Source organism: Microbacterium sp. ARD32 (assembly GCF_031844385.1).
Lineage (GTDB): Bacteria > Actinomycetota > Actinomycetes > Actinomycetales > Microbacteriaceae > Microbacterium.
On record NZ_JAUZVD010000002.1, the window covers coordinates 327,404 to 340,803 of the forward strand.

The following is a 13,400-nucleotide window of genomic DNA, read 5'->3' on the forward strand; positions in this document are numbered from 1 at the left end:
GCGTGGGTCGAACGGCAGGGGCGTGCGATCGCGTCGATGAGGAGGGAAGAGCCGATGACGGCGAACATGATGCGGCGCGCCTGGCGCAGGGGCGGCAGCGTGGAGCAGCGCGACGGGAAGCGGCCCGGCACCCGACGTGCCACCGCGATGGCGATGGTGATCAGCGTGATCAGTGCGACGCTGGTGGCGTTCGGCGCCGTGGTGCCGGCTTCGGCGGCGACGGTCGGCAGCACGGTCTCGCTGGGCGGGAACACCTACTTCGCCTATGTCGGCGCGGGCGAGCAGCTCGACGTGCGGTTCGAGAAGTGGAACAACATGGTCGGCTCCGCGGGGTCGGATGTGCGCTTCCGCATCACCGATCCCGCCGGAACGGAGCGCATGGACTGCGAGCTGGCGAGCGGCGCCGCGGTCGGCACGCTCTGCGAGCAGCAGGCACTCTCGGGGCCGGCGGGCGTGTGGATCATCGAGGAGACGCCGCTGACGAACCTGAGCAGCAGCTACCTGCGCCCCACCTCCAGCAGCCGCTTTCGCTGGGACATCACGGTATCGGACAGCGGGACGGAGCTGCCCGGCCGGGTGTGGACCGACCTCTACATGGCGTACGACCAGAGGTCGGGCGGTTACGACGTGGCGCTGTGGGCCGTCTCTGAGTTCGGAGCTGTGTACAGCCTTGAGCTGAACGGCTTCTCCGGCGCCGGATGGTCGCTGGACAGCAACGCGTTCGGCATCGTCGACGGCGACACCTGCACCCCGACCTACGAGTCCACCCCCACTCCCGGCAACGTGCCCCGCTACAACCAGGCCGGGGCCGACTGCGGCGACCCGTATCGACTGTTCTTCGAGGAGCCGTCGGCGGATCTGCCCGCGACCGCCGCATCCGCACGCGGCCCGCTCTGGGTGCTGCCCGCCGCGGCCGCGCCGCGCGTGGACGGGCTGAGGTTCGAGCGCACGGCCGACGGCTCCTGGGCGGGCACCTTCGCCTACCAGCTGGCCGACTTCACGGGCGCGTACGAGCTGCGCATCGATGCCGACGGAGACGGCGCGTTCGACGACGCCGTCGACCGGATCATCCCGCTCGGCGGATCGGCGGGATCGCACAGCTACGCGTGGGACGGACGAGACGGCGAGGGCGCGCTGCTGGATCCCTGCACCGCTCTGAACGCCGAAGTCGCGATCGACCGCGCCGACGAGCTGCACATGGTTCTCGCGGATGTCGAGGGCATGACCGGCGGCATGCGCGTGGAGCAGCTGCGCGGGAACTCCCCGGGCAGCACGACGCTGCACTGGAACGACTCATCGATCTCGACCACGGGCAAGACCTCGCTGACGTCGCCGCTGGACGCGTCCGCCGGCGTCGACAGCGCCGACGGGGTGCACCGCTGGGAGAACACCGGCAGCAACCCCTGGGGCAATCAGGTCGCATCCGACCACTGGGCGTACAGCGATGTGGACGTGTCCGCATCCCTCGCCCTCTCGGCCGGATGCCTGCAGGTGCAGAAGACCTCGGATGCGACGGCCGACACCCGCGCCGGCGACACCGTCACCTATACCGTGACCGCGACGAACACCGGCAGCTCGGACTACACCGAGGCCGACCCGGCAGTGGTGATGGACGACCTCTCGGGCGTGCTCGACGACGGCGTCTTCGTCGATGACGCCGCTGCCGACCGTGCGGGCACGGTGTCGTATCAGGAGCCGCTGCTGTCGTGGACAGGCGCGCTCCCGGTGCGAGAGAGCGTCGAGCTCACGTATTCGGTGGTGCTCGGAGCCGATGGCGATCGCGACGTCTCCAATGTCGCGTGGGCGCCAGCGGATCCGGCAGACCCGACGACGCCGACCTGCGATCCCGCGCCGGACGGGCAGGATGCCGACACCGGCGAGCCGTGTGCGACGCACCGCTTCCCGCTGCCGGCGCTCACCGTCGCGAAGTCGGCCGATCGCACTGAGCTGCCGGCTGTCGGGGAGCAGGTGGAGTACACGATCGTCGTCGCCAACCCGGGCCCCGGCGCGTACACCCTCGCCGCGCCCGCGGCGATGACCGACGACCTGTCGGACGTGCTCGACGACGCGACCCTCGTGGCCGGGTCGCTCACCGCGACGAGCGGAACGGCGACGATCGACGCCGGCGAGCTCGCGTGGAGCGGTGCGCTCGCCGCAGAGCAGAGCGCCACCATCCGGTATGCGGTCACGTACACCGGTGCGGGTGACCACGTTCTGACCAACAGCGCGTGCGTGCCCGCGTCGCAGGCCAGCGGTGAACCCTGCGACAGCGTGCGCGTGCCCGGCTCGGGCCTCGACCAGTGGAAGAGCGTCAGCTCGTCCGACTCGCCGGCCGTGGCCGGCAGCGTGCTGACCTACACTCTGCACTTCGCGAACGACGGCGCCACCGCGGCTCGGGTCGACGCCGTCGACGACCTGCACCACGTGCTCGACGACGCCGCAGTGACGACGGAGCCGACGGCGCAGGCCGGTCTCAGCGCGGTTCGCAGCGGTGAGCGGATCGTGATCACCGGCGCAGTGCCGGCCGGCGAGACGCGCACTGTCAGCTATCAGATCACCGTCGGCGCCGACGGTGAGCGCGGTGACGATGTCGCGGCGAACTTCCTGCTGGACGACGGCGAGGAGCCGCCGACGCAACCCACGTGCACTCCTTCCGACGCTCAGCGACCGGACTGCACCACCACGCCGATCGCTGCCGTCACGTACGAGAAGTCGGTGGTCGCCTCCACCTCGCCGATCGAGGAGGGCACCGTGCTGACGTACACGGTCACCGTGCGCAGCACGGGCGCCGCGGCAGCGACCCTGGCTCGTGAGGACGTGCTCGCCGGAGTTCTCGACGACGCCGATCTGACCAGCGCGCCGCGCTCCGACACGGCATCCGTCACCGTCACCGACGTGCAGGACGGCCGGTTCCGCATCGGCGGCGAACTCGCCTCGCAGCGGACCGCGCGCATCACGTACGAAGTCACGGTGCGAGCGCAGGAGGAGCGCGGGGATGATTCCGCCGACAACTTCCTCGTCGAGCCCGGCGCGGACCCGTCCGCGGACTGCGACGCCGCTTCCGATCAGTGCACCAGCACCCCGCTGCCGCACCTGACGGCGACGAAGTCGTCCGACCCCGGCTCCGGCGAGGACGTGCAGGCCGGGGAGCAGGTGACCTACACCCTGACGTTCGCGAACACGGGCGCCGCGGCGGGTGCGGTCGATCACACCGATCGCCTGGCGGGTGTGCTCGACGACGCCGATCTGGGCGCGGACATCGCGGTGTCGGATGCAGCGCTGAGCGCCGTGCGCGACGGCGACGAGGTGCGCATCACCGGCGTGCTGCCGGCGGGTGCGTCGGTCACGGTCAGCTACACGGCCACCGTCCGCGCCGACGGCGACAGGGGGGACAACCGCCTGGCGAACGTGCTGGCCCCCACGGGCGACGACGACCCGGACTGCTCCGACGCGGGCGTGTCGTGCACGGTGCACCCGATCGGCGAGCTCGACGACTGGAAGACCGTCGACCCGGCTTCCGGTTCGTCCGTGCAGCCGGGACAGGTGCTGACCTACACGCTGCACTTCGAGAACACCGGCACCGCTCCGGTTCAGGTCGCCAGGGACGACGTGCTCGCCGGCGTGCTCGATGACGCCGACGTGACGTCGGCTCCGCGCGCCTCGGATGCAGCACTGAGCGTCTCGCCCATCGAGGACGGCAGATTCTCGGTGACCGGACGGCTGCTGCCGGGCGCCCTCGTCACCGTGGAATACGCGGTGACGGTGAACGCCGACGGCGACCGGGGTGACGATCGCCTCGCGAACGCCCTCGTCCCCGCAGGCGAGGACGCACCGCCCACCTGCGACCCGGCGAATCAGGACCGGCCCGACTGCACCGTGAACCACGTCTCGCATGTGGTCGCCTCCAAGGCGGCCGATCCCGAGAGCGGCACGCACGTCGGGGAGGGACGCTCCGTCACCTACACGCTGACGTTCCGCAACGTGTCGGCGGACCCGAGCGCGGCCCCCGCTGCGATCGACTACACGGACCACCTGAAGGACGTGCTCGACGACGCCGACCTGACGGGTGATCCCGTCGCGACGGATGACTCGGTGGCGGCGGAGCGGTCTGCGGACGGCATCCGCGTGACCGGTGCGGTGGCATCGGGCAGCACGGTCACCGTCTCGTACACGGTGAAGGTGCGCTCCTGGCAGGACCAGGGCGACCACGAACTGGGGAATGTCGTGGCCGTCACGGGTGAGGAGCCGCTGTGCGCACCGGACTCGCCGCTGTGCACCGTTCATCCGCTCGATCGGAACCCGCCGCTGGCGACCACCGGCGGTGAGCCGGCGTGGACGGCACTCGGAGCCGCGCTCCTGCTGCTGATCACCGGCGCCGGCGCGCTGCTGATCACCCGCCGCCGTCGCGAGGAGGCGCAGGGCTGACCCGGCGCGCGACGTCGCACCGTTCCGCACCCTCGCCGGCCTGTCCGGCGGGGGTGCGGTCTTCTCTCAGCGCCGTCCCGGTCGTCAGTCCGGGTCGATGTCCGGTGATCCCACGCGGATCGACGCCGTGCCGTCGGCGAGGATGCTGATCGTCCCGTCGATCTGGAACGGCACGTCCTCCGACACCTTGCGCACCGAGCCGTCGAACACCGACATGATCTTGACCACGATGTGGGCGACGGCATCCGTCGGCGGGATCTTCCAGTTCGCGCCGTCCGGCAGCACCTTGACGACCGGCTGCTGCGAGATCGACCACTTCGGCAGCGTGCCGTCGGCGATGCGGTTGGACACCTCCAGCCCGAAAGGGCAGGCGGTGGGCAGCAGCACCTGCTGCTCGGCGCAGCCGCTGAGGAACTCCTCCACCTTCTGCTGCACCAGTTCGGTGAACTTCTCGGTCGGCTGCGCCTGCACGTCCACCGGAGTGCGTGCCAGCGGCTGGTCGGCCAGCACGCGCACGCCGGGGGTGGATGCGATCGAGGTGTCGACGGTCACCGAGTAGGCGCCGGGCGTGAACACCAGCAGATGCAGGGGATCCAGCGGCTTGGCATCCATCCCGTGGCTGGAGACCTGCCGCCGGTCGAGCTGGAAGCCGTTGACGGCGAACACGTCCGCTCCGCGGACGGTGAGCTCGATCTCGGCGAGCGGGCTGCTCTCGAACTCCCAGTTGGGGACCACGCCGATCCAGCCGTTCTGCACGATGTGGAACGTGGAGGTGCCGCGCACGCCGCCCGCCCGGTACTCGGTCGTGACGCTGTACACGCCGTCCTTCTGCTGCTCCGAGACGACGTCGTAGTCGGTCAGCTGCGCCAGTGCCGCGCTGCGCAGCAGCGCCTCGGATGCGGTGGAGTGGATGCCGGTGTCCTTCTGGAGCGCCAGATCCAGAGACACGCCGGGTACGCGCAGCGCGTCGGCCGCGCGACCGGAGGCGAGCAGGTCGAGGTAGCGCTGCACGAACGCGGAGGCGCTGTAGACCTGCTGGTACAGCGAGACACCAGCGGCACCCAGGGCCGCGAACAGCATCACGCCCACGAGCGCGAGGATCGTCAGGTCGGTGCCGAGCGCCGACCGACCACGCCGTGACACCCGCCCCTGCATCATGCCGTCAAGTCTAGGGATCGCGGGCTGGGACGAAGCCGAGCGACGTCACGCGCCGACCCGTCCGCTTAACATGGGGTGCGTGCCCGTGACACTCTCCGACGAACAGCAGGCGCTGTTCCGTCTCATCGAGGACACCGACGAGCACGTCTTCATCACGGGACGAGCAGGCACCGGCAAGTCGACGCTGCTGCAGCACTTCGCGTGGAACACCGAGAAACAGATCGCGATCTGCGCGCCCACGGGCGTGGCCGCGCTGAACGTGGAAGGGCAGACGATCCACTCGCTGTTCCGGCTGCCGATCGGGCTGATCGCCGAGAGCGAGATCGAGCAGTCGGATGCCACCCGCCGCATCCTCAACTCGATCCAGACGCTCGTGATCGATGAGATCTCGATGGTGAACGCCGACCTCATGGACGCGATCGACCGGTCGCTGCGCCAGGCGCGCGGCAAGCGCGGCCTGCCGTTCGGCGGCGTGCAGGTGGTCATGTTCGGCGACCCGTACCAGCTGGCGCCGGTGCCGCCCCGCGGCGACGAGCTGCGCTACATCCAGGACCACTACCGGTCGTTCTGGTTCTTCGACGCGAAGGTGTGGACCGGCGGGATCTCCCCTTCGACAGGCGAGGGCGGCGGGATGCTGGACATCGGCGAGCACGGTGCGAAGCTGCACGTGCACGAGCTGGTGCACATCCACCGGCAGTCCGACGACGGCTTCAAGGCCATGCTGAACGCCGTGCGGTACGGCCGGGTCACCAAGGAGATCGCCGACGTGCTCAACGAGCGCGGCGCGCGCACGCCGCCCGAGCCCGAGCCGGGTGAGGCACCGATCATCACGCTCGCCACCCGCAACGACATCGTGAACAGCATCAACAGCCGGCATCTGGCGGCCCTCCCGGGCCGCGAGCAGACCGCGCACGCCGAGGTGAGCGGCGACTTCGGCCGCGGCGAGTCGAACTACCCGGCCGATGCCGAGCTAAAGCTGAAGGTCGGCGCGCAGGTGATGTTCCTGCGCAACGACGTGGGCATGCAGGGCGAGCCGCCGCGCTGGGTGAACGGCTCGATCGGCACGGTCACCCGCATCCTCGGCGGGACGGTGCGCGTGGAGGTCGACGGCGACGAGTTCGAGGTGGAGCCGGCGGTGTGGGAGCGGCTCCGCTATGCGTACAACCCCGGCACCAAGACGCTCTCGCGCGAGGTCGTCGCCGAGTTCACGCAGTTCCCGTTGCGGCTGGCGTGGGCGGTGACGATCCACAAGTCGCAGGGCAAGACCTACGACCGCGCCATCGTCGATCTGGGATCGGGTGCGTTCGCGCCGGGGCAGACCTACGTGGCGCTGTCGCGGCTGACCAGCCTGGACGGGCTGTACCTGTCGCGGCCGCTACGCCCGCGTGACATCCAGGTGGACGAGGACGTGCGACGCTTCATGCGCGAGGCGTGGGAGGCGCGTCAGGCCGCGAAGGTCGAGGGCTGAGGGGGCGTGCTCTCAGGAACAGCGCTCTAGACTCGGAGGGTCCATCCCCGGGAGAGTCGATACATGCATCTTCGTTCGCCGCGCCGTCTGCGCGCCGCCGCGGTCGCCGCCGTCGCCCTCATGCTGGCCCTGAGCGGATGCACGGCATCCGACGAACCCGACTTCAGCTACACCCCGCCCGAGCAGGTCGACGGGGCGCTTCCCGACGACATGACCGCGCAGCTTCAGGCGGCCGTCGAGCACGCCATGGTCGCCTCCGGGGCGACCGGCGCGATCGTCGGCGTGTGGGTGCCGTGGAGCGGTCAGTGGGTCGCCGGACTGGGCACGCAGTCGGCCGAGGACGACACCGAGGTGACCGCCGACATGTCCTTCCGCGTGGCCGATGTGACGCGCCTGATGACCTGCGATGTGCTCTACGGCATGGCGGACGACGGCAGGATCAAGCTCGACGCGCCGGTGCCGAAGTACGTCTCGGGCGTCGCCGACCTGAGCGACATCACCCTGCTCGACCTGTGCAACGGCACCAGCGGGCTCGGCTCGTCAGAGGCGGCCGTCAAGCCGTACTGGCTGAACACCCCGGAGCGCGTGTGGGCGCCGCTGCAGGAGGCCAGTTTCGGGCTCGGCGTGCAGCGCGGACCCGCGCACACCGCGTACCGCGACTCCGACGCCGGCTACCTCATGCTCGGCCTGGCCCTGGAGCGAGCCTCCGGCCTGAGCGCGTCGCAGCTGATCAAGAAGTACGTCACCGGGCCGCTCGAGCTGAAGTCCACGTCGCTCCCCGGCGCGACCGCAGCCGAGCCGAAGCCCACACCTGCGCTCAAGGGCGCGTACCTGCCGGCCACCGACACCGGGTATGACTGCACCGCGCCGGTGGACATCACCACCAGCTCGGCCAGCATCGGCTTCACCGACGGCGGCGTGACCTCCACCATCACCGACCTCGGTCGCTATCTGCAGGCCGAGGCGCGGCAGGCGCTGCGCGACAAGAACGCGAAGCCGGCTCGATTCGAGAACCCGCTGCCGGTCTCGGCGAATGCGCCTGCCTGGTACCAGGCCACCGGCGGCGCACTGCTGGTCGGCTCGATGATCGGCCAGCAGGGCTGGGTTCCCGGCTACTCCACGGCGGCATACTCCGACCCGGCGACCGGCTTCACGGTGGCCGTCACGCTGAACAACTCCTCGTCGGGGAGCTCGGTGGCCGCCTATCTCTCCTGGCAGGTGGCCGCGATCGCGTCGAAGGCGCCGGCGGCGAAGGGCCAGACCGCCCCCGACTTCGGTCTGCCGTTCACGGCGGAGCAGTACGGGCAGACCATCACCGACATCGCGATCTGCAAGGCGCCCGCGGCCGAGTGACCGCGCCGGCGTGAAAGGATGGGAGGGTGCGCCCCTCCCGGAGAACCCCGCTGCTGCGCGGGTTCGTCGGCGCGAACGTCGCGACCTTCGTCGCGCTCGCCTCACACGTCTGGGTCGGTGGCGGGATGCCCGGGATGCTGGGCATCGCCGTGCCCTGGATCCTGTCGCTCACAGTCTGCACGCTGCTGGCAGGCCGCCGGCTGTCGGTCGTGCGGTTGAGCGCCTCGGTGCTGGTCTCGCAGCTGCTGTTCCACGCTCTGTTCGTGCTCGGCAGCATCACGCCGCAGGGCGGCATCCGACCGCACGTGCACGGCATCGCGCCGATCTCCTTCGGTGACGCGGCCGCGCTCGCCCCGCAGGATGCCGGGATGTGGCTGGCGCACGGCGCGGCCGCGGTGCTGACGGTGCTCCTGCTGCATCGCGGCGAGCTGATCGCCCGCGCCCTTCTGGCTCTGGCGCGAGACGTGCGCGCGTGGTTCGCGCGCACGGTGCGCCCGCTCGAGCCGGTGCGCATTCGGCCCTCTCTCCGTCCGCGGTGGACGGCGCTCGTCGCGCCGCGCGTGCAGGCGGTCCCGCTCGCCGGCCTGCGCTGGCGGGGTCCGCCGCTCGCCGCCTGATCGCCCATCGCGCTCGTCCGCACGATTGCGGACGGAAGCGCGCGATTGCGGACGACCGCGCGATGCGGACGGCCACACGCCCCGGCGCACCCGCGCCGCAGACAGACGCTTACGCCGCTCAGCGGCATCCGAAGAGAGGTTTCCCATGTTCCGAATCCGCACCGCACTGGCGGGGGCCGCCGTGGCCGTCGCCGCCATGCTGGCCGTCGCCGCCCCGGCATCCGCTCACGACCAGCTCGTGTCGAGCACTCCCGCCGACGGCGAGCAACTGACCAGCGCACCCGAGCAGGTCGTGCTCACGTTCTCGAACGACCTGCTGGCGCTGAGTGACAACAGCGGCACCGCCGTGACCGTCGTCGACGACGCCGGCACCGACTGGGTGGCCGGCGACCCCGTGGTGCAGGCCGACACCGTCACCGTGCCGCTGAAGAGCGGGATGCCCGGCGGCGCCTACGACGTGACCTGGAAGGTCGTCTCCAGCGACGGCCACCCGACGTCGGGCGACTACTCGTTCTCGATCGCGGCATCCGACCCCGCTCCGAGCACCGAGCCCAGCACCGCGCCGACCGCCAACGACGCCCCGAGCGCGGCTCCGTCGCAGAGCTCCACACCGGCGCCCGCGCAGGACGCCTCCATGCCGTGGCCGCTGCTGATCGGACTGGGCGTCGTGGTGCTGATCGCGATCATCCTGGTGATCGTGTTCACCGCCCGCAAGCGCCGCAGCTGACGAGCGCCGCAGGCTGACAGGTGCCGGCTCGGGAGGGGATGCTCACGTCTCCTCCCGAGCCGGACCGCTCAGCCTCGCAGCGCCGCGGTCACGGCGATCGTCGCCAGCGCGGTCACGGTGACCAGCACCCACAGCATCCCGCCGAGTGCGAGCGGGCGCCACCCGGCGCGACGCAGGGCCGGGATGTCGGTGGAGAGACCGATGCCGGCGAGTGCCATGGCGATGAGGAAGACGCTCACCTGCACGAGCACCTCCCGCGGGGCATCCGGTATCAGCCCGGTGGAGTTGATCAGCGCGACAACGATGAAGCCGACCAGGAACCATGGCACGAGTTTCGCGATCCGGCGGCCGGTCAGCTTCTGGCCGTCCGCGCTGCGCCGCGCCTCCATGACCGACAGTCCGATGCTGATCGGGATGATCATCAGCGTGCGCACCAGTTTGACGACCACCGCGAAGCCGAGGGCCGCCGTGCTGAACACGCTCGCCGCGGCGACCACCGAGCTGGTGTCGTTGACGGCGGTGCCGGCGAACAGGCCGAAGGTGTGCGGGTCCAGGCTCAGGGCGTGGCCGATGAGCGGGAAGGCCAGTACGGCCAGGATGTTGAACAGGAAGATCGTCGACACCGCGTACGCGATCTCGGCGCTCGCTGCGCCGATCACGGGCGATACCGCGGCGATGGCGGATGCCCCGCAGATGCCCGTTCCCACCCCGATCAGCGTGGTCAGCCGCCGCTCGGTGCCCAGCATCCGTCCCAGCAGCCATGCTCCCACCAGGCAGACGGCGAGGGTGGTCAGCATGATCGGCAACGACTCCAGCCCGACCTTCGCGATCGCGCCGATCGACAGCTGCACACCCAGCAGCACCACGGCCAGCTGCAGCAGGAACTTGCCTGAGTAGGCGATGCCGGGCTGGATGCGGGCGTCGGCGTGCTCACGGCCCGTCATCACGCGCGGTCGGATCAGCGACAGCAGCACGCCGATGACGATCGCCGGGACCGCCGAGCCGAGCACGGGCACGATCGCACCGACGCCCGAGGCGAGCAGCGCGATCGCCGCAGTGACCAGCACGCCGGGGAGCACGTCGGCGCCGCGGCGGGTGAGGCGGGAGGAGAGGGTCTGCACGGGAGAGAACTGCACGGTTCCATCCTGGTCAGTCCCCGTGCGGCGGCGGTAGAGGATATCGTCGGTAGGGCTACAGGCCAGAACTGTGAGGATGCCCATGATCGACGACCCCGACATCGGTGCTCTGCGGCTGCTGGCCGCCGCCGTGCGGGAGGGATCGATCTCGGCCGCGGCGCGGGAGGCGGGTGTGACCCAGCAGACCGCGTCGGCACGGCTGCAGGGGCTCGAGCAGCGCTTCGGACTCGAGCTGCTGCATCGCTCACCGCGTGGCGTGCAGCCGACCTCCGCCGGCGAGACGATCGCCGCGTGGGCCGAGGAGGTGCTCGCGGCTGCGGAGCGCTTCCGCACCGGCATCGAGACCCTGCGCGGCGAGCACAGTCGCGCGCTCACGGTCGCTGCGAGCCAGACGGTCGCCGGGCATCTGCTGCCACGGTGGCTGCTGGCGCTGCGCGAGCGGCAGGTGCGCGCCCGCCGCACGCCCACACAGGTGCGGATGCTGAACGCGAACAGCGCGGAGGTCGAGGCGCTCGTGAGGTCGGGCGCGGCGGACCTGGGGTTCATCGAGTCGACCGCGTTGCCCGACGGTCTGTCGAGGACGACGATCCGCCTGGATGCGCTGGCCGTGGTCGTCGCGCCGAAGCACCCGTGGGCGTCGCGCGCCGAGGTCGGGATGTCCGAGGTGGCGGACACCGCGCTGGTGGTGCGAGAGGAGGGCAGCGGCACGCGACGCACCTGGGAGGACGCGGTGGTCGCGCGGCTCGGACGCGAGCCCGTCGAGGCGCTGGCCGTGCTGTCGACCTCGGCCGCGGTGAGATCCGCTGTGGCTGAGGGGATCGGCCCGGCAGTGCTGTCGCAGCTCGCCGTCGCGGACGACGTGCGCCTGGGGCGACTGGTGCAGGTGCCGTTGCGCGGCGAGCCCGTGCAGCGGCCGATCACCGCGCTCTGGCGGGGTGGGCGACGGGAGCTGTCCGAGGTGAGCCGGGAGCTGCTCGAGGAGGCGGTCGTCGTAGGCTCGGGGTCATGACCGAGCTGAGGATCGGCCTGCTGGGCGACGGGCACATCAACGGCGTGCTGCGCCGGGCCGTGCAGGAGTCGCGCCCGTATCGTGTGGTCGGGTCGTTCGGGCGGGATGCCGCGCTCCCGGATGCCACGGACGTCGACGTCATCGTCGAGGCGGCCACGCAGCGCGCCGTGCGGGAGCGCGTGCCCGGCCTGCTCGCGGCGGGGCTGGACGTCATCCTGCTCTCGGTCGGGGCGCTGGCGGATGCTGCGCTTCGGAGCCGTCTGCTGGGGCCGAGCCCCGGCCGGCTGATCGCCTGCACCGGTGCGATCGGCGGCCTGGATCAGGTGCGCGCGCTGCGCGCGCAGGGTCCGCTGCGCCAGGTGTCGATCGAGAGTCGCAAGCTGCCGACTGCGCTGATTCAGCCATGGATGGCCGACGCACTGCAGGACGAGCTGCGCGCCGGGGCCACGGAGATCATCCTCGCGGAAGGGCCGGCCGGAGAGGTCGCGCAGCGATTCCCGGCATCCGCCAACGTCGCTGCGTCCCTCGCGCTCGCCGCGGATGCCTGGGATCTCGCGACCGCGCGCATCGTCGCCGATCCTGCGGCATTGCGGACCCGCCACGAAGTCCACGCGGTGGGGGAGCTGGGTGAGGTGCGCGTCGTCGTCGAGAACGACCCGTCTCCCGAGCGGCCGCGATCGAGCGCCGTGGTGGCCTGGGCCGCGCTGCGGGCGCTGGATGACTACGCACGGCTGCGCGGGTTCGATGTCGCGGGCGGGGTCGCGTTCCTCTGAACTTTCAACCTGGGTCCGGCGCGCGTTATCAGGCATGGAGTATTGGCGGGACGATCCGGAGCAGTTCGGCGATTCCAAGGATAGCGACTGGAGGAGCAAGGTAGAAGGTGAGCAGAATGGCCCACCACGGGCCGCCGACGACGCCCTGCCCGAGTGCGCGTATCGACCGTTCCACCCAGCGCACGCCAATCCGATTGAGGCGCCGCTTGTACCACCAGTCGACTGCGGCGAGCCGCCGGGAGGGCCCGAGCCTGATGAGGTCCACGGCGGCCCAGAACCAGAAGACGAATGCCGCTCCTGCGGCGAGTATGGACAGCACGCTCCACAGCTGGCCCATCAGGTTGTCCATGCCCCCGCTGGCCGACCAGTAGTCGCCTCCCAGCGTGATCATGGTTGTCAGGAGGAGACCACCCAGAAAGCCCAGGAACACCACAACGATTCTCGACAGACCGACAATGTGCCGACCCAGCACAGACGTCTCAGCGAGGGGGCGCGGAGGAGGCAGCACTGCAGCGACGCAGACGTGGATCGCGACGACGCAGATTGCGACGGCGGTGCAGAGAATCCACAGGAGCAGGCCGATGAACTCGCCTGGCGTCGGATCGGGTGCCGTGGCACTCAGCGCAGAGAAGATGGAGGGCGACATATCGCCAGCGTGGTGCAGGCCTCAGACATTCATCCAGGGCACCATGCTTCCTGCGGCATCCGACTCGGTGTCGCGCGTCGTACGGAGC

The 13,400-nt window shown here is 70.7% G+C and carries 10 protein-coding genes; 7 read left to right on the top strand and 3 right to left on the bottom strand.

Annotation, left to right across the window (positions count from 1 at the left end; all coding sequences use genetic code 11):
* The first annotated feature begins 36 nt into the window (after positions 1–36).
* Positions 37–4,425, top strand: coding sequence for a hypothetical protein (locus Q9R19_RS09800; RefSeq protein ID WP_311256198.1), 4,389 nt, complete (start codon positions 37–39; stop codon positions 4,423–4,425).
* An 84-nt stretch (positions 4,426–4,509) separates the two neighbouring features.
* On the opposite strand, the gene Q9R19_RS09805 is transcribed toward Q9R19_RS09800, so the two are convergent.
* On the bottom strand, positions 4,510–5,583 hold the full coding sequence (locus tag Q9R19_RS09805) for a hypothetical protein (RefSeq protein ID WP_311256199.1): 1,074 nt from the start codon (positions 5,581–5,583) through the stop codon (positions 4,510–4,512).
* 79 nt (positions 5,584–5,662) lie between these two features.
* On the opposite strand from Q9R19_RS09805, the gene Q9R19_RS09810 reads away from it, so the two are divergent.
* The 4 genes from Q9R19_RS09810 to Q9R19_RS09825 all read left to right on the top strand — a co-directional run bounded on the left by Q9R19_RS09810 (position 5,663) and on the right by Q9R19_RS09825 (position 9,748).
* Positions 5,663–7,051: an ATP-dependent RecD-like DNA helicase gene (locus Q9R19_RS09810; RefSeq protein ID WP_396653473.1), complete on the top strand. Its 1,389-nt coding sequence runs from the start codon at positions 5,663–5,665 to the stop codon at positions 7,049–7,051.
* Between the two features lie 63 nt (positions 7,052–7,114).
* Entirely contained in the window at positions 7,115–8,404 is a 1,290-nt protein-coding gene (locus Q9R19_RS09815) for a serine hydrolase domain-containing protein (protein ID WP_311256201.1), read from the top strand.
* A 26-nt stretch (positions 8,405–8,430) separates the two neighbouring features.
* Entirely contained in the window at positions 8,431–9,021 is a 591-nt protein-coding gene (locus Q9R19_RS09820; RefSeq protein WP_311256202.1) for a hypothetical protein, read from the top strand.
* Between the two features lie 145 nt (positions 9,022–9,166).
* On the top strand, positions 9,167–9,748 hold the full coding sequence (locus Q9R19_RS09825) for a copper resistance protein CopC (protein WP_311256203.1): 582 nt from the start codon (positions 9,167–9,169) through the stop codon (positions 9,746–9,748).
* 68 nt (positions 9,749–9,816) lie between these two features.
* On the opposite strand, the gene Q9R19_RS09830 is transcribed toward Q9R19_RS09825, so the two are convergent.
* Positions 9,817–10,884, bottom strand: a complete 1,068-nt coding sequence (locus Q9R19_RS09830) for a YeiH family protein (protein WP_311256204.1) — start codon at positions 10,882–10,884, stop codon at positions 9,817–9,819.
* A gap of 82 nt (positions 10,885–10,966) precedes the next feature.
* Here Q9R19_RS09830 and Q9R19_RS09835 point away from each other — a divergent pair, with 82 nt between their 5' ends.
* Positions 10,967–11,893: a LysR family transcriptional regulator gene (locus tag Q9R19_RS09835; protein ID WP_311256205.1), complete on the top strand. Its 927-nt coding sequence runs from the start codon at positions 10,967–10,969 to the stop codon at positions 11,891–11,893.
* A complete protein-coding gene (locus Q9R19_RS09840; protein WP_311256206.1) occupies positions 11,890–12,666 on the top strand; it encodes an aspartate dehydrogenase domain-containing protein in 777 nt (258 codons plus the stop codon). The genes Q9R19_RS09835 and Q9R19_RS09840 overlap by 4 nt, the downstream gene beginning before the upstream one ends.
* A 28-nt stretch (positions 12,667–12,694) precedes the next feature.
* Here Q9R19_RS09840 and Q9R19_RS09845 read toward each other — a convergent pair whose 3' ends face one another.
* Entirely contained in the window at positions 12,695–13,312 is a 618-nt protein-coding gene (locus tag Q9R19_RS09845; RefSeq protein WP_311256207.1) for a hypothetical protein, read from the bottom strand.
* Between the last annotated feature and the right edge of the window lie 88 nt (positions 13,313–13,400).